The organism is Pseudooceanicola lipolyticus, assembly GCF_002786325.1.
Classification (GTDB): domain Bacteria; phylum Pseudomonadota; class Alphaproteobacteria; order Rhodobacterales; family Rhodobacteraceae; genus Pseudooceanicola_C; species Pseudooceanicola_C lipolyticus.
In genome coordinates this window covers 1-23,306 of sequence record NZ_PGTB01000059.1, presented here as the reverse complement: position 1 = coordinate 23,306, position 23,306 = coordinate 1, and the positions used below count along the sequence as shown (strand labels likewise).

The 23,306-nt window shown below is 64.4% G+C and carries 20 protein-coding genes and 1 pseudogene; 10 read left to right on the top strand and 11 right to left on the bottom strand.

Translation table 11 applies throughout. The annotated features are described in order from the left end of the window. Together CVM52_RS14095 and CVM52_RS14090 are read left to right on the top strand one after the other, a co-directional pair. Positions 1–1,782 (top strand): DNA translocase FtsK (locus CVM52_RS14095; protein ID WP_276308640.1); only part of this gene is annotated, 1,782 nt, incomplete at its 5' end. A gap of 89 nt (positions 1,783–1,871) precedes the next feature. Further along, on the top strand, positions 1,872–2,477 hold the full coding sequence (locus CVM52_RS14090; protein WP_100163133.1) for a LolA family protein: 606 nt from the start codon (positions 1,872–1,874) through the stop codon (positions 2,475–2,477). Positions 2,478–2,489: 12 nt separating this feature from the next. On the opposite strand, the gene CVM52_RS14085 is transcribed toward CVM52_RS14090, so the two are convergent. The 9 genes from CVM52_RS14085 to CVM52_RS14045 form a co-directional block, all read right to left on the bottom strand. Next, positions 2,490–3,686, bottom strand: a complete 1,197-nt coding sequence (locus CVM52_RS14085) for a dynamin family protein (protein ID WP_172721003.1) — start codon at positions 3,684–3,686, stop codon at positions 2,490–2,492. Positions 3,687–3,699: 13 nt separating this feature from the next. Beyond that, a complete protein-coding gene (locus tag CVM52_RS14080) occupies positions 3,700–5,793 on the bottom strand; it encodes a dynamin family protein (RefSeq protein ID WP_100163131.1) in 2,094 nt (697 codons plus the stop codon). A 57-nt stretch (positions 5,794–5,850) separates the two neighbouring features. Continuing rightward, a complete protein-coding gene (locus CVM52_RS14075) occupies positions 5,851–6,912 on the bottom strand; it encodes a GTPase (protein ID WP_100163130.1) in 1,062 nt (353 codons plus the stop codon). Then, positions 6,912–8,894 (bottom strand): dynamin family protein, encoded by a 1,983-nt coding sequence (locus CVM52_RS14070; protein ID WP_100163129.1) that lies wholly within the window; start codon positions 8,892–8,894, stop codon positions 6,912–6,914. Before CVM52_RS14070 ends, CVM52_RS14075 begins: the two co-directional genes overlap by 1 nt. A 430-nt stretch (positions 8,895–9,324) precedes the next feature. Continuing rightward, positions 9,325–10,056, bottom strand: a complete 732-nt coding sequence (locus tag CVM52_RS14065) for a proteasome-type protease (protein ID WP_100163128.1) — start codon at positions 10,054–10,056, stop codon at positions 9,325–9,327. A gap of 41 nt (positions 10,057–10,097) precedes the next feature. Beyond that, the gene (locus tag CVM52_RS14060; RefSeq protein WP_100163127.1) at positions 10,098–10,895 is read right to left on the bottom strand and encodes a transglutaminase family protein; all 798 of its coding nucleotides are present in this window, start codon (positions 10,893–10,895) and stop codon (positions 10,098–10,100) included. A 14-nt stretch (positions 10,896–10,909) separates the two neighbouring features. Next, positions 10,910–11,851: an alpha-E domain-containing protein gene (locus CVM52_RS14055; protein WP_100163126.1), complete on the bottom strand. Its 942-nt coding sequence runs from the start codon at positions 11,849–11,851 to the stop codon at positions 10,910–10,912. A gap of 4 nt (positions 11,852–11,855) precedes the next feature. After that, positions 11,856–13,283 carry a circularly permuted type 2 ATP-grasp protein gene (locus CVM52_RS14050; RefSeq protein WP_100163125.1) on the bottom strand — a complete coding sequence of 476 codons (1,428 nt, stop codon included), beginning with the start codon at positions 13,281–13,283 and terminating at the stop codon, positions 11,856–11,858. Between the two features lie 128 nt (positions 13,284–13,411). Further along, positions 13,412–14,047 (bottom strand): TetR/AcrR family transcriptional regulator, encoded by a 636-nt coding sequence (locus CVM52_RS14045; protein WP_100163124.1) that lies wholly within the window; start codon positions 14,045–14,047, stop codon positions 13,412–13,414. An 84-nt stretch (positions 14,048–14,131) separates the two neighbouring features. On the opposite strand from CVM52_RS14045, the gene CVM52_RS14040 reads away from it, so the two are divergent. Further along, the gene (locus tag CVM52_RS14040; RefSeq protein ID WP_100163123.1) at positions 14,132–14,587 is read left to right on the top strand and encodes a cupin domain-containing protein; all 456 of its coding nucleotides are present in this window, start codon (positions 14,132–14,134) and stop codon (positions 14,585–14,587) included. Positions 14,588–14,606: 19 nt separating this feature from the next. Here the strand turns inward: CVM52_RS14040 and CVM52_RS14035 are convergent, their stop codons facing one another. Continuing rightward, complete coding sequence (locus CVM52_RS14035; protein WP_100163134.1) at positions 14,607–15,590, bottom strand: DMT family transporter; 984 nt, start codon at positions 15,588–15,590, stop codon at positions 14,607–14,609. Between the two features lie 178 nt (positions 15,591–15,768). Here CVM52_RS14035 and CVM52_RS14030 point away from each other — a divergent pair, with 178 nt between their 5' ends. The 7 genes from CVM52_RS14030 to uvrC all read left to right on the top strand — a co-directional run bounded on the left by CVM52_RS14030 (position 15,769) and on the right by uvrC (position 23,078). Then, a complete protein-coding gene (locus tag CVM52_RS14030) occupies positions 15,769–16,302 on the top strand; it encodes an SRPBCC family protein (protein WP_100163122.1) in 534 nt (177 codons plus the stop codon). Positions 16,303–16,367: 65 nt separating this feature from the next. Beyond that, positions 16,368–17,294, top strand: coding sequence for an ABC transporter ATP-binding protein (locus CVM52_RS14025; RefSeq protein ID WP_100163121.1), 927 nt, complete (start codon positions 16,368–16,370; stop codon positions 17,292–17,294). Continuing rightward, entirely contained in the window at positions 17,294–18,055 is a 762-nt protein-coding gene (locus tag CVM52_RS14020) for an ABC transporter permease (protein WP_100163120.1), read from the top strand. Before CVM52_RS14025 ends, CVM52_RS14020 begins: the two co-directional genes overlap by 1 nt. Before the next feature lie 126 nt (positions 18,056–18,181). Next, entirely contained in the window at positions 18,182–18,979 is a 798-nt protein-coding gene (locus CVM52_RS14015) for a S49 family peptidase (RefSeq protein WP_100163119.1), read from the top strand. A 168-nt stretch (positions 18,980–19,147) separates the two neighbouring features. Then, on the top strand, positions 19,148–20,101 hold the full coding sequence (locus CVM52_RS14005; RefSeq protein ID WP_100163117.1) for a calcium/sodium antiporter: 954 nt from the start codon (positions 19,148–19,150) through the stop codon (positions 20,099–20,101). A gap of 28 nt (positions 20,102–20,129) precedes the next feature. Next, positions 20,130–20,909, top strand: coding sequence for an SDR family oxidoreductase (locus CVM52_RS14000; protein ID WP_100163116.1), 780 nt, complete (start codon positions 20,130–20,132; stop codon positions 20,907–20,909). Positions 20,910–21,200: 291 nt separating this feature from the next. Beyond that, positions 21,201–23,078: an excinuclease ABC subunit UvrC gene (gene uvrC, locus CVM52_RS13995; RefSeq protein ID WP_100163115.1), complete on the top strand. Its 1,878-nt coding sequence runs from the start codon at positions 21,201–21,203 to the stop codon at positions 23,076–23,078. Between the two features lie 58 nt (positions 23,079–23,136). Here uvrC and CVM52_RS27730 read toward each other — a convergent pair. Next, positions 23,137–23,306 (bottom strand): annotated as a pseudogene (locus CVM52_RS27730) (hydroxymethylbilane synthase); the annotation flags it as partial.

Genomic DNA, 23,306 nt, shown 5'->3' with positions numbered 1-23,306 from the left:
CCCGAGCCCCCGGTGACGCGCGCGCAGGCCCAGGCGCGGCTGAACGTGCCGCCGGCGCCCGAGCCGGAAGACGACCTGGACGTGATGCCGTTTGACGACGCGGATGATTTCGACGAACCGCTGCCGCCGATGCCGCAAAAGCCAGTGGCACAGGTGCCGGTGGCCGAGCCGCGCAAGGTGGTGCAGAATCCGGCGCGCAAGGCGCCGGCGCCATCGCGCCGCGCCCAGGCCGAGGCGCAGCCGACGCTGGCCTTTGACGAGGAATCGAGCGAGTTCGAATTGCCGCCGCTGGGGCTGCTGACCAACCCGGCCAGCATCCAGCGCCACCACCTGTCGGACGAGGCGTTGGAAGAAAACGCCCGGATGCTGGAAAACGTGCTGGACGATTACGGCGTCAAAGGGGAGATCGTGTCGGTCCGCCCCGGCCCGGTGGTCACCATGTACGAGTTGGAACCGGCGCCGGGCCTCAAGGCCAGCCGGGTGATCGGCCTGGCCGACGATATCGCCCGGTCGATGATGGCGCTGTCGGCGCGGGTGTCGACGGTGCCGGGCCGGTCGGTGATCGGCATCGAACTGCCCAATGACAACCGCGAGATGGTGGTGCTGCGCGAGATTCTCGCCGCCCGCGATTTCGGCGATACCAACATGAGCCTGCCGCTGGCGCTGGGCAAGGATATCGGCGGCGGGCCGGTGGTGGCCAACCTGGCCAAGATGCCCCACCTGCTGATCGCCGGGACCACCGGTTCGGGCAAATCGGTGGCGATCAACACGATGATCCTGTCGCTGCTGTACCGGCTGACCCCGGACCAGTGCCGGTTGATCATGATCGACCCCAAGATGCTGGAACTGTCGGTCTATGACGGCATTCCGCACCTGCTGTCGCCGGTGGTGACCGACCCGAAAAAGGCGGTGGTCGCCCTGAAATGGGTCGTCGGCGAGATGGAAGAACGCTATCGCAAGATGTCCAAGATGGGCGTGCGCAACATCGAGGGCTATAACGGCCGGGTGCGCGACGCACTGGCCAAGGGCGAGATGTTCAGCCGCACGGTGCAGACCGGTTTTGATGACGAGACCGGCGAACCGGTCTTCGAGACCGAGGAATTCGCCCCCGAGGCGATGCCCTTCATCGTGGTGATCGTCGACGAGATGGCCGACCTGATGATGGTGGCGGGCAAGGAGATCGAGGCCTGCATCCAGCGTCTGGCGCAGATGGCGCGGGCCAGCGGCATTCACCTGATCATGGCCACCCAGCGGCCCTCGGTCGATGTGATCACCGGCACCATCAAGGCCAACTTCCCGACGCGGATCTCCTTCCAGGTGACTTCGAAGATCGACAGCCGCACCATCCTGGGCGAGATGGGGGCCGAGCAGCTGCTGGGTCAGGGCGACATGCTGTATATGGCCGGCGGCGCCAAGATCACCCGCTGCCACGGGCCCTTCGTGTCGGACGAAGAGGTCGAGGAGGTGGTGAACCACCTGAAGGCCTTTGGCCCGCCCGCCTATATCGGCGGCGTGGTCGAGGGGCCGGACGAGGACCGCGAAAGCGATATCGACATGGTGCTGGGGCTGGGCGGCAATACCGATGGCGAGGATGCGCTGTATGACACCGCGGTGCAGATCGTGATCAAGGATCGCAAATGCTCCACCTCGTATATCCAGCGCAAGCTGGCGATCGGCTATAACAAGGCCGCGCGGCTGGTCGAGCAGATGGAAGACGAGGGGCTGGTGTCGCCTGCCAACCATGTCGGCAAGCGCGAGATCCTGGTGCCCGAACCGCAATAGCGGCGTTGCGCGGGATCCCGCGGAACCACGCGCATTTGTGATGCGTTTCAGGCCTTACAACCGTGCCGTACCGGGATTATCTGGGGTCCATGAAACGCATCCTTACCGCTCTTGCCATGGCGCTGGCCGTGGCCTTTCCCGTCAGCGCCCCGGCGCAGGACACGCTGCCGCTCGGTGATATCTCGGCCTATCTGAACGGGATCGAGACCGCGGAAAGCAGCTTTACCCAATTTAACGAGGACGGGTCGCGTTCGACCGGGACGCTGTATATCAAGCGGCCGGGGCGGATGCGGTTCGAATATGACCCGCCCAATAGCGGCGTGGTGATTGCCGGCAGCGGCACGGTGATCGTGCATGACACCAAGTCGAACCAGCCGCCCGAGACCTATCCGCTGAAACGGACTCCGCTGTCGATCATCCTGGCGTCCGAGGTCGACCTGGACCGCGCCAATATGGTGGTGGGCCACAGCACCGAGGGCGATCTGACGGTGGTGCGGGCGCAGGATCCGGACAACCCGGAATACGGCCATATCGACCTGACCTTTTCCGCCGATCCGGTGGCCTTGCGGCAATGGATCATCACCAACGAGCAGGGCGCGCGCACGGCGGTGGTGCTGGATGGGCTGACCACCGGCGCCGCGCTGTCGAATGACCTGTTCAATGTGCAGGTCAAACGCGGCGGGTCGAACCGGTAGGCTGGTCTTAAGTCAGATCAGGCCGGTTTCGTAGATCTGGCACATCCGGCGGATGGCGGTGCGGGCCAGCGCCGGGTTGATGTGGTCTTCGTCACAGAGCAGGAAGACAAAGGCGCCATCATGGCCGGCGCGGCGGCACAGCAGGAAATGCCCCGCCATCCGCACCTGAACCTCGCTGCTGTTCTCGGTTTCACCGATCAGCTGGTAATTGCCGCGGCGGTTGCGCAGGCAATCGGCGCTGACCGAGGCGGCGATGCGCGCGGTCTCTTCCTCTCCAGCCAGAACCGTGAGCGCCCCGCCGTCGCAGAGGCCCGCGGTGCTGACGCCATAGACCGAGGCGGCCAGCGAGGACAGGGTCTCGGGCACCGGTTTGGCGGCGGCGGGCTGCTCTGGTTCGGCCTCTGGTTCGGCCGCGGTGGGCTGGCCGCTGGCGCGGAAGGCGATGACATTGTCGTCGCCCGGCGCCGCTGCGGGGGCCGGTTCCTCGGCTTCGGCGGTCAATAGCTCGCGGGCAAAGCCCGACAGCGCCTCGGTCAGGACGTCGCCGCCGCTGGCATGCCATTGTTCGTCTGATCCGGCGGTTTCGGCAATCAGGCGACGGGCGCCGCAGATCGGGATCGCGCCGCTGAAGAACTCGCCCGCCTCGATCGACAGCCGTTCCGAGATCCGGTCCCAATCGCTGCTTTGGGTCAGCTTGTCGGCGCGCGAGGCGACGATGACCGAGCGGGCGCGCAGGGCGCGCGGAAGGCGCTGGACGATGGCACGTTCGGAGAGCCGCCAGGCCTGCGAGGCGATGGTGACCCAGATGAAGACATCCGCGGCGCTCATCGCCTCGAAGGTTTCCTCGGTCACGTGGCCGTCATGATAGAAGGGCAGTTCGACAATCTCGAAGGCGGCCAGGTGCGGCGCATAGACATCGATCTCGCACAGGCGGGCGCCGTCGAGGCTGCCGCAATCGGCAAAGCTGCGATAGGGGCGCAGACTGCCATCCTGGTAATGCACCAGCAGGCCGGGGGTTTCGCGGTGCCGGACCACCATCACCGGGCGATTCTGGTCGCCGCGGAACTGCGGGATCACATTGTCGCGCAGCATGGCGTTGATCACCGTGGACTTGCCCGACCGAATCTCGCCCCCGACCACCAGCCGCAACAAGCGGCCGGGCTGTGCCTGGGGTGCGGGGCCGTTCGCCATGGTACCCTTGCGGTTCATCTGATCCGTCCGTTTAGGCCGCATGGGCCAGCGAGGCCCGGGCGAGATTGCTGTCATGGGTGGCTAGATGCTGCAACCTGCGCTCGAGAACTTCAAGCTCGCTTTGCATCCGGTGGGCCTGTTGCGCGGCGCGGGCGGGGTCGCGGCCGGATTCAAGCTGGGCCTGGTTCAGCCGCTGCTTGCGTGCGGCGGTGGCCGCTTCGACCGCGCGCAGGGCCACCCGCAGGCGGGCCTTGCCGGCATCGGCGCGTTCGGTCTGGGCCTCGTTGAAGGCCTTCAAAATCTTGCCGATGGCGGGGCGGATTTCCAGCGCAATCAGGCTGCGGATCGCACTGAGCGTGGACTCTGCGTCGATTTCGCGGCCGCGCCAGAACCGCCAGCTGCGCTGTTTCACCAGGCCGATATTCAGCTTGCGCTTGGACAGGGTCAGCGTCGAGGCAAAGCTGTCGAACGGCAATTGATCCAGGGTGATTCCCTCGTCGAGATCGTCGAACCGGGCGCGAATCTGCTCGAGCGTGGCGTCCAGGCAGGTGGCCAGCAATCTGTCGGTGGCGGTTCGGGCGCGGTCGAATTGGCTGCGAATGATCTCGTCCATCCGCTGTTGCAGCGGCAGCAGGTCGATATCGAGCGCGTCCGATTCGCCCCGGTCATAGCGGACCATGTCGGACAGCCGGTCATTCTGCTGGTGGATGAACTGGCCGACTTCGCTGTTCAGGCTGGTTTCCAGCGCGGTCCAGGCCTTGTTCACCACCTCGTCGATTTCCAATGCGGCGCTGTCCTGCAGGCGCTCCAGCCCGGTGCCAAGTTCGGTCAGGGCCGTCAGGTCGCTTTCCAGCTGGGCCTGCGCCTCGGCGGCGCTGGCGCGTTCGACCTGAAGCTGAACCGATTCGCGTTCGCGCCGGGCCGCAAAAAGCTGGCCGGCGATTTCGGCTCGCATGTCTTCCAGAAGCTGTTTCAGCTGCCGGCAGCCGGTGCCGTGGTCGATGATGGTGGAGAGCGCCCGTTTGATTTCGCCCATTCCCGAAGCAAGCAGGAAGCGCGCGCGCTGATCGGCGGGGACATGGCCGAACCGGCTGCGCAGGTAATCGGCCAATTGGCCGTCATCCAGCGCATCGCGGATCAGCGCCGCCTCGTCATCGTCGCGCAGGGCCAACACGGCGAAATAGGCGCTGCCGGCCTGGATGGTGAATTCGACATCCGGGATCGCCGCGCGCAGGCGCTGGGCGACATCGCTGATCACCAGCGGCACGTCGGTGTCGTATTCGTCCAGCTCGTCGATGCGGTTGATGAAGATCAACACATCCTTGGTGTCCTGCTGGGCCAGGATTTTCAGCAGCGCGATATCGACCTCGGTCAGCGGCTGATGCGCCGACAGCACCACGATGAAGATATCCGACCGGTCGAGGCTGCGGCAGGTGAACTCGTCGCGCACCAGGAACGGATCGTTGACGCCGGGCGTGTCGGTGACAACCACCGGCACCTGGAATTCCGGCAGCCGCAGGTAGAGATCGGCCGAGCGGGTGATCGAGGCATAGCGGCCCGGAGCGCTTTTGTGATGTTCGAGATCCGAGGCCGAGCCGGCGCAGACATAGCGTTGCAGCAGGTGCGGGGTGGCCACCTCGTAATTGTGCGAGGTGCCCAGCAGGGTTTCGTATTGCGCGCCCAGGCGGCGGCGGGCGCGATCGCGCATCGCCTCGGTCTGGCGGCGCAGCAGCGCGGTGTCAAAACCGGGCAGCAGCTGTTCGGCCAACGTGCGGATCTCGGTGGTGCCGTTCAGGATCTCGTTCCAGGCGGCTTCGTCATAAAACTGGAAACTCGCGCCCGAGGCCGGATCATTGGGCAGGTTGATCCGCATGTTGGTGACCACCGAGGTCCACGGATTCACGTCCGAGGGCAGCAGTTCGGTCTCGTTCAGGAAGGCGTTCAGGAACGTGGATTTGCCGGCCTTGACCTGGCCGATCACCGCAACCTTGGCGGCCCAGGCATCGAGCTGGTCGCGGATTTCCTCGAAGGCCGGTTGCCCTGCCTTGCCCGAAACCGACAGCAGCCCGTCGAGCGTGCCGCGCAGAAAATCGAGTTCCTGTTTCTGAAAGGCCGCAATCTGCACCCTTCGCCCCCCTTGGTCTTGGTCCGGCGGCGCACCGCCGCCGGGTCTTGTGGTGCCTCAGCCCCGCGGGCCGCTGCGCAACTGAGTGTCCTGACGCCAGTGCATACGTTCGAACTCTCCATCGAGTTCCCCGAGCAGCTGCGCGATGCAGGCGTTCAAAATGTCCGGTCGGGTCAAGTCGTGGCCCCGAGTGAGTCGTTCCCATGTTTCGGTGGCGACCCCGCCCGTGGCAGCAGGCGTTTTCGGAGTCGCTCCGTAGTTGTCCACCAATCCGTCGGTTTCGGCAACGGCTTTGGTGGTCGGATCGAACAAAGGCACCACACCGTTGCCGTGTCCGGCCGTTTCCGGCACATGCCGCGCCTTGACCCGGCGCGGGACAACGGCCTGCACATCCGCGGGCTGTTCCGCCGCGGGCTCCGGGTTGCGCGCCCTGTCCACCGCCGGGGCCTCGGCACCGGGCAGGACGGTAAGCGCCGCGGCCTGGGCGGCGATTTCCGCGGCCAGTTCGGTGATATGATCGGGATCGATCAGCGAGGCGCCGCAGATGGTGCCAAAGTAATCGCCGGCCTCGCGCCGCACCCGGCGCATCAGCTTGTCGCACGAGCGGGTGTCGTGCAGTTTGTCCAGATGGGTCAGCAGCAGCATCCCGGTGCCGACCAGATGTTCGGGCATCTCGTCCCACACCGCCTTTTCGCTTTGCCGCCAGGCCTGAACCGCATTGGTGCACCAGATCACCATATCGGCATAGCCCAGCATGCGTTCCCAGCAATCGGCGGGCATGTTGGGGTCGGAACTGCCCGGCGTGTCGATCAGGTCGAACGAGGCAAGCAGCGGCGCGTCCGAGCCGAGGATGAAATATTTGGTCGACATCACCCCGGCGCCGGTCAGCCGGTCGACCGGCTTGGCCTGGTCATTGCTGTCGACGCGGGTGATTCCCTGCGCCCCGCCGACCAGCCAGACCGGTGGCAGCGCGGTTGCGGTCACCCCCGACGGCACCACCTTCTGGCCCGCCAGCGCATTGATCAGCTGCGACTTGCCGGCGCTGAATTCGCCGGCGATCAGGATCCGGGGCAGGCGCTGCGCCGTGCCGGACAGGCTGGCTTCGTCATGATCAAGCATCACGCCACATTCTCCCTCACTTCGGTTACGCCCCCGTCTTGCTCCGATTCGCCGGTATCGACATAGTCCAGCACGGCGTTCACGAAGTTCTCCTGGTCGTCAAGGAACCCGGCCAGCACTTCGCGGTGTTCCGCCACGCTGGGGTCGAAGTAATCGGTCAAAAGTTCGTCGACCATCGGGTCGGTTTCGGCTCGGATCAGCGTTTCGTGCCGCTTGTCCGGCCGGCCGCTGCGGCCAAACCGCCAGAATCGCCGCCAGCCGCCGGATTGCAGATCCAGCGTCAGGGTCTTTGCCAGCGCTGTCGGCGGTTTTTGCCGGGGCGATGGCGGCAGTTCCATCTCTACATCCTCTGGTTGCATCCCCAGCTTATCACACATCAAGGACTGGTAGGATGCAAGCGCCGTGCCGAGGCAATCATTGGTATCTCGCTTGAGCGTGGCGCTGGCGGAAAAGAATGCCGTTCGCATCATCATCCGCAGGCTGGTGACGCCATAGGACCAGCCCTGTTTTTCGCCAAAGGCGGACAGGTGCGAGCCCAGCGCCTCCATCGCCGAATCGATGAAGGCGTCCTGCGATTTCTGGAGCCGGCCGGTCAGCGCCTCGCGCGACTCCACGGCGGCGGCGTCGAACTGGTCCTCCGCCGCCTTGCGGATTTGGGCGAGCGTGGCGCGCACGGTTTCGGTGTCGATCTCGATGGCGGGTTTGTCCGGCTGGCCGCTGGCGGCGGTGGTCACCGTCTCGATCATCCGGGTGATGTTTTCCAGTTCGGTTTCGAGGTCGCGCATGATTGCCGCGCCGGGGCCTTCGATCACCCGTTTGACGATGGCGCGGTGCAGTTCCTCGATGCCCGAGGCGCTGAGCAGGAATTGCGGCATATCGGCGGGATCGGCGGCGGCGATCCCGGCCTCGGCCAGGATCCGGTCGAGCGCGGCGCGGCTGCCGGGCGACATGCCGTCCCAGCTGCCGTCCAGGGCGCAATTGGCCCAATAGGCGCTGCCGAACAGCACCTCGACATCGGCGCCGACGCCGGCATTGCGCAGGGTCTTTTGGATGTTGGCATGAATGTCCTGCAATTCGTTCACCGGATCGGCCAGTTCGTCGATCCGGTTGACGAAGATCAGCACCTCGCGCGCCTCGACGCTGCAGATGATCCGCATCAGCGCCATATCCATGGTCGAAAGCGCCTGATGCGCCGACAGCACCACCAGGCAGACGCGGCTTTCGCTGATCGCGTTCAGGGTGATCTGTTCGCGCATCATGAAAGTGTCGTTCACGCCGGGCGTGTCGCGCAGGCACAGCCCCTTGGGATAGCCGGGCAGGTCGATATAGAGATCGGCGGATTTGGTCAGGTCGGCATAAACGCCGTCCTGGGCCATCGCGTCATCTTCGGGATCGCCATAGCAGATATAGCGGTCGATCACCTGTTTCTCGATCTCGGGAAAGGCGTGGCTGGTGCCCAGCAGGCCGGTGAATTCCTCGCCCAGCCGCTCTTCGGTGGTGCGGCGCATCTCCATGACCTGCTTGCGGATCTCGCCGGCCTCGGTCTCGAATCCCGATCGTTGCGCCATCTCGCCCAGGCGGCCGCCGGTTTCCACCAGGCGGTCCCATTCGGCGGCGTCGAAAAAGCGGAACAGCGCGCGGGTCTTGGGCGGGCGGTTGCGGCTGTTAATATGCACGCCGGTGATCACCGAGGTCCACGGGTTGACGTCGGAGGGCAGCAGCCCGGTCTCGCCGATCATCGCGTTCAGCAACGAGCTTTTGCCGGCCTTGACCTGGCCGATCACGCTGATCGAGGGTTCGAAGGCAACGATGCGGTCCAGCGTGCGGTTGATGGTGTCTTGGACAAAGCCCGGCGCATGCGGCGCCAGCGCCCGGATTTCGGCGTCGAGCCCGTTCAGCCGCTGCCAGAACTCGTCAAGGTCCCGGAAGCCGGCGCGATGCTGGCCCCGGATCAAGGTTGCGCCGCCTCTGAGATCATTCATTCGGGTCGTCCTTCGTTCGTGTCGGGGGCGGTGGAGTGAGAACCGCCCGGCAGTGCGGTGACGCTGCGGTGCCTGCCGTTCCGGCCGGGCGGTCCCGGCCGGGCTGGTGTGCGCAGGGCCAAGAGTGTCAGCTTAGGGAAGCTTGGGCAAACGGGTGATCCCGATACGGATCAAAAGATGCGGCGTGCATAGGCGTGCTCCCCAACGATGCGATGGCGGCAGTATCTGGCCGGATTCGGGCTGGTTTGGGGCGGCGCTGCGAAAATTTCGGGTAATTTGCCGGGGCGGCGCGGCTTTGGTCAGGGAGTCTTGGAAACAATAACCCTATGAAAGGTTGGGTTGTTTCCAATTGGCGAACAATGGCCGCCAGGTCTGTTACGCTTCTCCGACACAATCGCCAAAGAGGCATCAGGCATTGTTTCCGCCGGCGTCAGAGCTCGTAAGACGGCAGCAGGTCGAAGGCGGCGCGCAGCGCGTCGCCCCAGCCGGTCGAGATTGACTGATAGGTCGGGTCGTCCTGTTCGATTCGGATCTGCTTGTGCACGCGGAAGGTGTCGATCTCGTAGGTCTGCAGATCGAAGGGCAGGCCGACCGAAAGGTTGGCCTTGACGGTGGAATCGAAGGAGACCAGCAGCAGCTTGACCGCCTCGCTAAAGCTCATCTCGGGGTCATAGCGGCGCACCAGGATCGGCTTGCCGTACTTGGTTTCGCCGATCTGGAAGAACGGCGTGTCATCGGTGGCCTCGATGAAATTGCCTTCGGGATAGATCAGGAACAGGCGCGGCGGGCCGCCCTTGATCTGGCCGCCGACGATCACCGTGGCGCGGAATCCGGCATCGGAGGTGGCGCCTTCGGCGGTGCTTTCCGAAATGATCTCGCGCAGCGTTGACCCGATCAGCCGCGCGACCTGGAACATCGACGGCACCCGCAGGATCGTCGGGTCGCGGTCACTGGTGGCCTTGGACCGTTCCTCCAGCAGGCTGATCAGCGCCTGCGTGGTGGCGAGGTTGCCGGCGGTCATGATGGTGATCATCCGCTCGCCTTCGACGTGGAAGGTGAACATCTTCCGCGTGGTCGAGAAGTTGTCGACCCCGGCATTGGTCCGGGTGTCGGACATGAAGACCATGCCCCGGTTCAGGCGCAGACCCACACAATATGTCATCGGAATGTCCGATCATGGTTCGGCAGAGCGTCCGCAGATCTCTACTGTTGAATCTGCAGCGAGACAATCATCGATTCATCGCCCGTGCCCTGCCGCAGCCCCGAGACCGGCGCGGCATCGCGATAGTCGCGCCCGATGGCGATGCGGACATAGCGTTCGTCGGGCGAATAGCCGTTCGAGATGTCGAAGCCAACCCAGCCCAGCAGATCCAGCCAGGCCTCGGCCCAGGCATGGCTGGCCTCCTGGTCGATCCGGTCGTTCATCATCATGTAGCCGCTGACATAGCGCGCCGGGATACCTGCGGCGCGCGCCGCCGAAACGAAGATCTGGGCGTGGTCCTGGCAGACGCCCCGTCCGCCCGACAGCGCCTGTTCCGCGGCGGTGGCGGCATAGGTTTCGCCGGTGCCATATTCCACCTTGCTGCGGATCTGTTCGGACAGGGCGTGCAGCGCGTCGAGCTTTTCCTGGGTCTTGCCCAACTCGTCGGCCAGCGCGCGGATGCCGTCGCCCGGCTCGGTCAGTTCGGTCTGCTGGCGGAAATACCACAGCGGCAGGGGGCAGGTGGCATTGCCCAGGATCCCGGCGGTATCGGTGGTTTCGACCCGCCCGGCGGCGGTGATCGTCACCTCGGTGGCGTCGCGGTCGAGATTGACCAGGTCGACATGGTTGCCGTGGTGATCCTTGTAACTGACCTCGAGCCCGCCGCCCGCCACATCGACCTTCCAGTCCAGCACGCGCTGCTGGACATTGTCGCAGGGCGTCATCCGCAGCTGTTGCAGGGCATAGTGCACCGGCGTTTCATAGCGATAGGTGGTGGTGTGCGAAATGGTCAGCAGCACAGGCGTATCTCGTCTTAGCCGCTGAACCGAAAATCCTGCTCGATCTGCAGGCCCAGCGCGTTGTTATCGTGAATGAAGCCCGTGATGAATTCGTGCAGGCCCTCTTCGAATATCGATTGGATGGTACGGCCCTTCAGCCGCGCGCGCAGCTTGTCCGCCATCTCGTTGCAAGTATGCCGTTCACCGTAGTCATCGGCAAGGTGGCCCAGATTATTGCTCATCTGCTTGGCGCAGAAGGACAGCGACCGCGGCAGGCGGCGGTCGAGAATCAGGAAATCGGCAATGGCCGCGGCGGTCATTTCGCTTTCGCCCAGCCAGCGGAACGAGCGATGCGCCGAGACCGAGCGCAGCACGGTTTCCCACTGCACGTTGTCCAGCGACGAGCCGACAAAATTGGCATGCGGCAGCAGGGTGTAGTATTTCACGTCGAGGATCCGCGCGGTGTTGTCGGCGCGTTCGATGAAGGTGCCCAGCCGCGAGAAATCGTAGATATCGTTGCGCAGCATGGTGCCGTGCAACGCGCCGCGCACCAGCGCGCTTTGCTGGCGGATGGTGTTCAGCACCGAGGGCAGCTCGGTCTCGCGCACGGGGCGGGCCAGCAGCGAGGTCAGGGTCAGCCAGTTGTCGTTCACCGCCTCCCATACCTCGGTGGTCAGCGCGGTGCGCACCAGGCGGGCATTGTCGCGCGCGGCACCGGTGATCGACATCACGCTGGAGGCGTTGGCCGGATCGCGCAGCAGGAAATCCACCACCAGGGCGGCGGTGAAACTATCGTTCTGCGCGCTGTAGGCCTCGCTGACGCCCGAGGTCGTGACCACCGATTTCCATTCCGATTCCGCGTCGGTGGACCGGGTCAGCGCGATGCGGAAGCCCGCCTCGATCAGCCGGGCGATGTTCTCGGCGCGTTCAAGGTAGCGGAACATCCAGTAGAGCCCGCCTGCCGTCTTTCCCAGCATTCTGTCAGTCCTCCAGCACCCAGGTGTCCTTGGTGCCGCCGCCCTGGCTGGAATTCACCACCAGAGATCCTTCGGTCAGCGCGACGCGGGTCAGCCCCCCGGGCACGATGTTGATGCCGTTCGGAGATACCAGAACGAACGGCCGCAGGTCCACATGGCGCGGCGCCAGGCCGCTTTGGGTGAAGATCGGCACGGTGGACAGCGACAGGGTTGGCTGGGCGATGTAATTGCCCGGCCGCGCCTTGAGCTTGTCAGCGAAGTCGGCCAGTTCCTTTTTCGACGCGGCGGGGCCCACCAGCATGCCGTAGCCACCCGAACCGTGTACTTCCTTCACCACCAGGTCCTTGAGGTTGTCGAGCACGTATTTCAGGGACTCCGGCTCGCCGCAGCGCCAGGTTTCGACATTGCGCAGGATCGGTTTTTCGCCGGTATAGAATTCGACGATATCGGGCATGTAGGAATAGATCGCCTTGTCATCGGCGATGCCCGCTCCGGGCGCGTTGGCGATGGTGATATTGCCGGCGCGGTAGACATCCATGATGCCGGGCACGCCCAGCATGCTTTCGGGGTTGAAGGTCAGCGGATCGAGGAAATCATCGTCGATCCGGCGATAGATCACGTCGACCACCTTGTAACCCTGGGTGGTGCGCATCGCGATATGGCCGTCGACGACGCGCAGGTCGTGGCCCTCGACCAGTTCGGCGCCCATCTGATCGGCCAGGAAGGAATGTTCGAAATAGGCCGAGTTGTAGATGCCCGGCGTCAGCACCGCGATGGTCGGCTTGCCGCTGCAGGTGCGCGGCGCGCAGGCCATCAGCGACCGGCGCAGGTTCTTGGGATAGTCGCTGACCGGCTTGACCTTGATCTTGCTGAACAGCTCGGGGAACATCTGCAGCATCGTCTCGCGGTTCTCCAGCATGTAGGAGACCCCGGACGGCGTGCGCGCATTGTCTTCCAGCACAAAGAAATCGCCTTCGCCGGTGCGCACCAGGTCGGTGCCGACGATATGGGTATAGACATGGCCCGGCGGGCTGAACCCGGCCATCTGCGGCAGGAAGGCCTCGTTGGTGGCCACCAGGTCGACCGGGACGCGCCCGGCGCGCAGGATTTCCTGGCGGTTGTAGATGTCGTGCAGAAAGGCGTTGATCGCCGCGACCCGCTGCTCGATGCCGCGCGCCAGCCGCGCCCATTCGCGGCTGCCCATGATGCGCGGCACAAGGTCGAAGGGAATCAACCGCTCCTGTGCTTCGGCCTGGCCGTAGACGTTGAAAGTGATGCCCGTGCGCCGGAAGAAAGCCTCGGCCTCTTGCGACTTTTTCGCCAGCCGGTCGGTGTCCTGCTGGGCGAACCAGGCATGGTAATCGGAATACGGAGATCTGATGGCGTTCTCGCCTGCGATCATCTCGTCAAAGTAGGTCCGGTTATTCGCCATAACTCATATTAGGCACAAGTTCGGGCTGGGCAACTGCCCGCGATCGGGAGAATTGCACCGGACCTGCCCGGAAACGGGCAAGTGCCTGTTTTCTAGGCGAGAATGCGCCGAGCCTGCGGCGGTCACAATCAGAGGGCGAGTGGCGTGCCGGCGCGCTGGGCTGGCGGGTCCGAGGGGCCGAGAAAGGCGTCGAGAATCGCGTCGGCAAGCGTCGCCACGGTGGCGCGGGCGGTGTCGGGATCGGTGCCGGCCACATCCAGCAGCGCGATCATCGCCTCGGACCCGGTGGCGGTGGTCAGGGCCAGAACCAGCTGGGTCCGTTCGGCCTGGGTCAGCCCGCCATTATCCTGTGCCAACGCCTGTTCATACATGGTGACGCGGCGGGCGCCGCGCGTCGAGGTGCGCCGCGACTGGTCGGGGCGCCAGGCTGCCAGGGTCATGCTGACGAATTGGCGAAACCCCGCCTCGTGCTCCAGCGCGAGGTCGAAAAAATAGAGACTGATCGCCTTCAGCCGTTGCCGCAGATCGGCGGCGTCGCGGGTGATCTCTTCGTAAGACCTGACCGAGATGTCCAGCCCGGCCTCGGCGACCAGGACCGCCGGATCGGAAAAATACCGATAGGCGGTGGCCTTGGAGATGCCGTGTTTCTCGGCGGCGGCGGCAACGGTGACCTGCTGCCCTTCGGCCAGCAGCGTGCGGGCGCCGTCGAGGATGGCCTTGCGGGTTCGGTTTTTCTGCGCCGTCCTGCCGGGACCGGTTTTCATGGCTTGCCTTTCATGAGACAAAAGTCTTATAATGAACCTATCGTATCCTTATAAGTCTGGTATTTCAATCACTCGGAGTCGGCCATGTCCAAGCGTCCACGCAATTATAATGTTCTGAACATCCTGATGAATTTTCACGCCTTCCCGGATGAGGTGGAAAACAAGTACTGCCTTGCCGAATGCGTGGTGCCAGTGGGCGCGGGGGCGCCGCCGAACCATCATGCCGGCGAGACCGAGGCGTTTTACGTGTTGGAGGGCCAGGTCGGCTTCATGATCGACGGTCAGGAACGGCTGGCCGGCGCGGGCGATTACGTGCCCATCCCCGACGGGGCGGTCCATGCCTTTCAAGCGGTGGGCGAGGCGCCGGCGCGGCTGTTGATCCTGAACGCGCCGGGCCACATGCACGAGGCATTCTTTACCGGCGTCGGCCAGGCCCTGCCGGAGGACCAGACCAGCCTGCCCGCCCCGTCCGAGCCGGATATCCCGATGGTGATGGCCAAGGCCGAGGAAACCGGCATGACCATCCTGGCTCCGGCCTGACCGGGCAGGGGCGCTGCGCTCAGTAGCGCCCCTTGACTTCGGCCACCCGCGCCACCCGGCGCGCGTTCTGCTTTTCGCGCAGGAACACGAACAGGCCCGAACCGGCGATCAGCGCGATGCCGATCCAGATCGGCAGCGCCGGCAGCTCGGCCCAGAACAGCCAGCCCCACAGCACCGCCATCGGCAGGCCGACATATTCAAACGGCGCCACGGTGGCGGCGTCGGACAGGCGATAGGCCTGGGCCAGGCAATAGGCCACCACCGCCGAGTTCAGGCCCAGCCCGATCAGTGGCCACCAGTCGCCGTCTTCGGGCCAGATCCAGGCGCGAAACAGGAACAGCAGGCTGGGGTTGTCGCTGCCCTCGGCAAAGCGCCCGTCGCCGGCCACCAGCCAGAAACCCAGCGAGACCACCACGAAGGCGGATTGAATATAGATCGACATGGCCGAGGCCGAACTGGTCGCCCCCAGCTTGCGGGTCAGCAGTTGCATCAGCGCGTAGGTCAGCGCCGCGAAGACCGGCAGCAACAGCACAAGGCGGCTGAAGCCCAACTCGCCGCTGCTGTCCCAGGGGCGCTGCATGATCACCACACCAAGAAAGCCGACCAGCACCGCGCCCAGGCGCAGCGCCCCGATCTTTTCGCCCAGCAGCGGCACCGACAGCAGGGTGATGAACAGCGGCGCCACGAAGAACAGCGCGGTGGCATCGGCCAGCGGCATCACCGCCAGCGCCACGAAATAGCACATGTTGGACATCACCACGAGCAGCCCGCGCAGCGCGTGCAGCCCCGGCCGGCGGGTTTTCAGCAGGTGAAAGCCACCTTCGAACTGCATCACCGCCAGGCTTAACAGGATACCGATGGCCGAGCGTATGAACACGATCTGATGCAGCGGATAGCCGTCCGACATCGCCTTGATCAGCATGTCGTTGATCGAGATCGCCACCATTCCGGCAATGATAAACGCGATGCCGGCAAGTGGCCGGGTGCTGGCCGTGCTGTGCATGATGAATTCCTTCGCTTGGCCCGGTATCAAACTGGACACCGGGCCGGTCCGGGCTATCACAGAAAAGAGGTCTGTCGAGGTCTGTTTGCGACTTTTGCCGTGCGCGCTTCGCGCTTGGCGTTGTTGGCGGTGTCAGATAGAAAACCCGAGCGCGACACCCGAATGAGGAGCTAAATCCATGCAAATGAGCGACAAACGTGAAATCGGGGCCGCCCCGGCCACAGTCTATGCCGCGTTGCTGGATCCCGAGGTTCTCAAGCATTGCGTGCCTGGCGCGCAGGAGGTGAGCGGCAATCCCCAGGACGGCTATGAAGCGACGGTGGTGCAGAAGGTCGGCCCGGTGAAAGCCACGTTCAAGGGCCAGGTCACGATGTCGGATATGGTCGAAAACGAAAAGCTCACCATCACCGGCGAGGGCAAGGGCGGTGCCGCCGGCTTTGCCAAGGGCGGCGCCGAGGTGACGCTGAGTCCGACTGAAACGGGTGGCACGCTGCTGAGCTATGATGTCGAGGCCAAGGTCGGCGGCAAGCTGGCGCAGCTGGGCAGCCGGCTGATTGACGGCTTTGCCAAGAAGATGGCCGACCAGTTCTTTACCAACCTGGTCGAGCAGCTGGGCGGTACCGGCGCACCCGAAGCGGCGGAGGCCGCCGCCGAGCCGGCGGGATCCGAGGAGAAAAAGGGCTGGCTGGGCAAGATCACCGGCCGCAGCTGATGCCAGATTGACGCCACCGCGTGTGACGCCGGCCCGTTCAGGGCGCGGTGAGGAGGGGAGGATTGATGCCAACCATTCTGGGCATTCGCGATCTGCGCAAATCCTATGACAACGGGTTCGAAGCGCTGAAAGGCGTGACGCTGGAGATCGAAGAGGGCGAAATCCTTGCGTTGCTGGGCCCCAACGGTGCCGGCAAGACAACGCTGATCTCGGCGATTTGCGGGATTGTCACGCCAAGTTCGGGCAGTGTCAGCGTCGGCGGCCACGATATTGCGCAAGACTTCCGCGCCGCGCGGTCGCTGATCGGGCTGGTGCCGCAGGAAGTGGCGCTGGAACCGTTCGAGACGGTCTGGAACACCGTGCGGTTTTCGCGCGGCCTGTTCGGCAAGCGGCGCGACGACGCGCTGATCGAGAAGATCCTGCGCCAGTTGAGCCTGTGGGAGAAGAAGGACAGCCAGGTCAAAGAACTCTCGGGCGGGATGAAGCGCCGGGTGCTGATCGCCAAGGCGCTGAGCCATGAGCCGCGGGTGCTGTTCCTGGACGAGCCGACCGCCGGTGTCGATGTCGAGTTGCGGCGCGGCATGTGGGAGGTGGTGGCGCAGATGAAGGCCGAAGGCGTCACCATCATCCTGACCACCCATTACATCGAAGAGGCCGAGGCCATTGCCGACCGGATCGGGGTGATCGCGAAGGGCGAATTGCTGTTGGTGAAAGACAAGGCCGAGCTGATGCAGCAGATGGGCAAGAAGCAGCTTGAGGTGCAGCTGCGCGCTCCGCTCGACCAGGTGCCGGAGGGGTTGGGGACCTATGGGCTGGAGCTGGCCGATGATGGGCGGTCACTGGTTTACACCTATGACACCAGGGCCGAGCGCACCGGCATCACCACGTTGTTAAAGGACATCTCGGCCGCCGGCCTGGTGCTGCGCGACGTGCGCACCCGGCAAAGCAGCCTGGAAGATATCTTTGTCGACCTCGTCTCGGAGAGCGCGTGATGAACCTGACCTCTATCGCCGCGATCTATCGGTTCGAGATGAGCCGGTTTTTCCGCACGCTGCTGCAAAGCTTTCTGTCGCCGGTGCTGTCCACCTCGCTGTATTTCGTGGTGTTCGGCGCCGCCATCGGCAGCCGGATCGAGCAGGTCGAGGGCGTCAGCTATGGGGCGTTTATCGTGCCGGGGCTGGTGATGCTGACGGTGATCACGCAATCGATCTCGAACGCGGCCTTCGGCATCTATTTCCCGAAATTCATCGGCACCATCTATGAACATCTGTCTGCCCCGGTGCATTTCCTGGAAATCCTCGCCGGCTATGTCGGCGCGGCGGCAACCAAGACGCTGTTCATCGGCACGGTTATCCTGGTCACCGCGACCTTTTTTGTCGATCTGCAAGTGGCGCATCCGTTTGCGATGCTGGCCTTTCTGCTGCTGACCTGTCTCAGCTTTGCGCTGTTCGGCTTCATCATCGGCATCTGGGCGAAAAGCTTTGAACAGCTGCAACTGGTGCCGCTGCTGATCGTGACGCCGCTGGTTTTCCTGGGCGGGGCGTTCTATTCGGTCGAGATGTTGCCGCCGTTCTGGCAGACCGTGACCCTGTTCAACCCGGTTCTGTACCTGATTTCAGGCTTTCGCTGGGCGTTCTTCGGCATGGCGGATGTGCCCGTGGCGCTGAGCCTGGGGGCGGTGGGCCTGTTCTTCCTGCTGTGCCTGATGGTGATCTGGTGGATCTTCCGCACCGGTTGGCGGCTGCGCAGCTGAGGCGGGCGGCGACACGCAAACGCCGCGTTGCAATTTTGCCCTTGCTGCGGCGAATTGCCCAAGACCTGCAAATCAGTGCGCCCCGGCACCTTGTTAACGGGCGAACCGCTCTCTACATGCCAAGCCATGACCTTGCGGCTCCCTTTCGTGAAAAATCCACCGCTGGTGTCGGTGGTGCGTTTGAACGGTGCCATCGGCCGGCCCGGGCGTGCATCGCTGACCGACGAGGCACTGGCGCCGGTGCTGGAAAAGGCGTTTCGCCGGGGCAAGCCGGCGGCGGTGGCGCTTGAGATCAATTCGCCCGGCGGCTCGCCGGTGCAATCCTCGCTGATCGGGGCGCGGATCAGGCGGCTGTCGGACGAGACCAACGTGCCGGTGATCGCCTTTGTCGAGGATGTGGCCGCTTCGGGCGGCTATTGGCTGGCCAGCGCGGCGGACGAGATCCTGGCCGACGAAAGCTCGATCATCGGCTCGATCGGGGTGATCGCGGCGGGGTTCGGAGCGCATGTCTTCCTGGCGCGCCAGGGGGTCGAGCGGCGGGTGCACACGGCGGGCAAGTCGAAATCGATGCTGGACCCGTTCCGCCCCGAGAACCCTGAGGATGTCGCGCGGCTGAACACCCTGCTGAACGGGCTGCATGCCAATTTCATCGCGCAGGTGAAAGAACGGCGGGGCAGCAAGCTGGACACCAAGGCCGATCTGTTCACCGGCGAAGTCTGGCTGGCCCGGCAGGCGGCCGAGCTGGGCCTCATCGACGGGATCGCCCATCTGAAGCCCGAGATGCAGACGCGCTATGGCGACAAGGTCAAGTTCCGCCGCTATGGCCTGCGCCGTCCGTTCTGGACCCGGTTTGGAGCCGCGCTGGCGCAGGATGCGCTGGCCGGGATCGAGGAACGCGCGGAATTCGCGCGCTTTGGACTCTGACGTGATTCTGAAGATCGTTCTCCTGTTTCTGGTCGTCATGGCGGTCATGGCCATGTTCGGACGCTGGCGGTTTCCCGGTGCAGGACGGTTGAAGAACGTGAAATGCCCCCGCTGCGGCCGCTATCGGATTGGCAAGGGGTCGTGTCCCTGCGGGCAAGAGGGGCGTTCATGATCCCATGGCTGTTGAGTGCGCTGGGGCTGGTCATCCTGCTGCTGGCGGGTGATGCGCTGGTGCGCGGCGCGGTCAATCTCAGCCTGCGGCTGGGTGTGCCGGCGCTGATCGTCAGCCTGACCATAGTCGCCTTTGGCACGTCGGCGCCCGAGCTGCTGATCTCGATCAGCGCGATCCGCGACAACCTGCCGGGCATCGCGCTGGGCAACGTGGTGGGATCGAATACCGCGAATGTTCTGTTGGTTCTGGGCCTGCCGGCGATGCTGGCGGCGCTGCACACCTCGGAATGCGACACGCGCAAGACCTATGTCTTCATGCTGGTGGCCTCGCTGCTGTTTATCGGGCTGGCCTTCCTGGGTGTGTTCACCATGTGGTCGGGGCTGGTTTTGCTGGCCGGGCTGAGCGTGATGCTGTGGGATTCCTTCTGCGAAGCGCGCGCCCACCGCAATAACAACCGCTGCGATGGTTCCGAGCTGGAGGAGATCGAAGAGGCCGATCCCAACATGCCCTATTGGCGCATCGGCATCTTCCTGGTGCTGGGGCTGATCGGTCTGCCGCTGGGCGCCAACCTGCTGGTTGAAAACGCCTCGATCATCGCGCGCATGTACAATGTCAGCGAAACGGTGATCGGCCTGACGCTGGTGGCGGTTGGCACCTCGCTGCCCGAGCTGGCGACCACGGTGATGGCGGCGCTGCGGCGGCAGGCGGATGTGGCGCTGGGCAATGTCATCGGGTCGAACATGTTCAACCTGCTGGCGATCATCGGTATCGCCACGTTTTTCGGCCCGATCCCGGTGGACCCGGAATTCCTGCGCTTCGACCTGTGGGTGATGCTGGGCGCTTCGATCCTTCTGGTGCCCTTCGTCTTCCTGCGCCAGGACATCACCCGGCTGTGGGGGATTGTCCTGACGCTGCTCTATATGGCCTATATCGCCGCGGTACTGATATAAGGCCGGGATCGGACGGGAGGGACACGCAATGGCACGCAGCCTTGTGACGGGCGCGGCGAAACGGTTGGGCCGCGAGATGGCGCTGTATTTGGCCGGACGCGGCCAGGACGTGGCGGTGCATTACTCCGGCTCGGCCGAGGCCGCGACCGAGGTGGTGGAGGCGATCCGCGCCATGGGGCGGCAGGCGGTGGCGCTGCAGGCCGATTTCCTGGACGAGGATCAGACCGCGGCACTGTTGCCGGCCGCGGCCGAGGCGCTGGGCGGGCCGATCACCTGCCTGGTCAACAATGCCTCGATCTTCGAATATGATAACCTGTCCAGCGCCACGCGGAACAGCTGGGACCGGCACCTGGACAGCAATCTTCGTGCTCCGTTCCTGCTGACCCAGGCGATGGCGGCGCAGGGGCTGGAGGCTGCAATCGACGCGGCCGGAGAGCCGGTGGCCACCGGCCTGGTGGTCAACATGATCGACCAGCGGGTGCGGAAGCCGACACCGGAATTCATGACCTATACCATCGCCAAGATGGGCCTGTGGGCGATGACGCGCACCACCGCCCAGGCGCTGGCGCCGCATATCCGCGTCAACGGCATCGGCCCAGGCCCGACCCTGCGCGGCGCGCGGCAGAGCGAGGCGCATTTTGCCGATCAGCGGCGCAGCACTATCCTGGAGCGCGGCGCCGCGCCCAAGGATATCACCGCGGCGCTGGGCTATCTTCTGGACGCGGGGTCGGTGACCGGGCAGCTGATCTGCGTCGATGGTGGCCAGCACCTCGCCTGGCGGACTCCGGACGTTCTGGGGGTGGAATAAGGCGGCAGCGGCGAAACTTGTGCACCGCTCGCAAAGCCGTTACCGACCCGTTACAAAAACTTCTTTATTTTCATAAACTTGAACCGTGTCGGATTTTTTTCACTGAAAAATCAATATCTTATAAATACGCCTAAATTTCGCGCAAATTGCGGAAAGGTACGAGAAACAATGGAAATTTCCATGTGCCCAGAAGATATCTCCAAACTTATCCACATGAATCGTGGATTTGTTTGTGCTTGAACAGACCCGCGCAAGATTGCAGCCATGGCGCGAGAATCATATCTCTGTTCCATGGACGATTTGACTGACCCTGCGGAAACTCCGGCCCCGACCGGCTATGCCTGTATCCACGGCTATCTGAAGACGCTCGACGCCTCGCCCGGGGTCTACCGGATGCTGGATGCGCAGGCGCGGGTCTTGTATGTGGGCAAGGCGCGCAACCTCAAGGCGCGGGTGTCAAACTATGCCCGGCCCGGCGGGCACAGCCCGCGGATCGAGCGGATGATCCGCGACACCGCCTCGATGATGTTCCTGACCACGCGCACCGAGACCGAGGCGCTGCTGCTGGAACAGAACCTGATCAAGCAGCTGAAACCCAAATACAACGTGCTGCTGCGGGACGACAAAAGCTTTCCCAATATCCTCGTTGCCAAGAACCACGCGTTTCCGCAGATCAAGAAGCACCGCGGCGCTAAGAAGGAAAAGGGCACCTATTTTGGCCCCTTTGCCAGCGCCGGGGCGGTGAATCGCACGTTGAACCAGCTGCAAAAGGCGTTCCTGCTGCGCAACTGTTCGGACGCGATGTTCGAAAGCCGCACCCGGCCCTGCCTGCTGTACCAGATCAAGCGCTGTTCCGGCCCCTGCGTGGGGCTGGTCGACAAGGCCGGCTATGCCGCTGCGGTTGCCGATGCCGAACAATTCCTGCAGGGCCGGTCGACCCGGATCCAGGAGGAGCTGGCGGGGCAGATGGCGGCGGCCTCGGAGGCGATGGAATTCGAACGCGCGGCGGCGATCCGCGACCGCATCCGCGCGCTGACCAATGTGCAGTCGTCGCAGGGGATCAATCCCAAAGGCGTGCGCGAGGCGGATGTGATCGCGCTGCATATGGAAAGCGGTCAGGCCTGCGTGCAGGTGTTTTTCATCCGCGCCAACCAGAACTGGGGCAACAAGGATTATTATCCCCGTGCCGGGCAGGACGTGGCGCCGGCCGAGGTGCTGGAGGCCTTCCTGGGCCAGTTCTATGACAACAAGGAACCGCCGCGGCAGGTGATCCTGTCGGATGCGATCGACAATGCCGACCTGATGACCGAGGCTCTGAGCCAGAAGGCCGGGCGCAAGGTGGAGATATTGGTGCCCCAGCGCGGTGAAAAGGCCGAGCTGATCTCGGGCGCGCTGCGCAATGCGCGGGAATCGCTGGCGCGACGGATGTCGGAAAGCGCGACGCAGGCCAAGCTGTTGCAGGGTGTTGCCGAGGCCTTTGGCCTGGACGGGCCGCCGCAGCGCATCGAGATCTACGATAACTCGCATATCATGGGCACCAATGCGGTGGGCGCGATGGTGGTGGCAGGGCCCGAGGGATTCCTGAAAAACCAGTACCGCAAGTTCAACATCAAGGGCACCGAGCTGACCCCGGGCGACGATTTCGGGATGATGAAAGAGGTGCTGACCCGGCGGTTCCAGCGGCTGCAGAAAGAGGATCCGGACCGCGACAAGGGTCTGTGGCCCGATCTGCTGCTGATCGATGGCGGCGCCGGGCAGGTCAGCGCGGTGGCGCAGATCATGGCCGAGCAGGGGGTGGAGGACATCCCGATGGTCGGGGTTGCCAAGGGGGTCGATCGCGATGCCGGCAAGGAGGAATTCCACCGCCCCGGCGCGCGCCCCTTCGCCCTGCGCCATAACGATCCGGTGCTGTATTTCATCCAGCGCCTGCGCGACGAGGCGCACCGTTTTGCCATCGGCACCCACCGGGCCAAGCGCGCCAAGGCGGTGGGCGCCACGCCGCTGGACGAGGTCCCGGGGGTGGGTGCCACCCGCAAGCGTGCGCTGCTGGCGCATTTCGGCTCGGCCAAGGCGGTGAGCCGCGCCAACCTCGCCGATCTGAAGGCGGTGGAGGGGATTTCCGACGCGCTGGCCGAGACGATCTATGATTTCTTCCACGATCGCGGCTGAGGCCGGCATCGCCTGATCGCGCGCCGGTCGCGTGTATGCTTGCGCGCGGCGTGTGGGGTCAGCCGCGCCAGTCGAAGAAGCCGGGGCCGGCGCGGGTCAGCAGGTCATGAGCCATCTCGCGGCCAAGCGCGGCGCCATCGGCCACCGGGCAGGTTCGGTCCTCGGACAGTGCTTCGGAGCCGTCGGGGCGCAGTACCTGGCCGCGCAGGCGCAGGCTGGTGCCGTCCA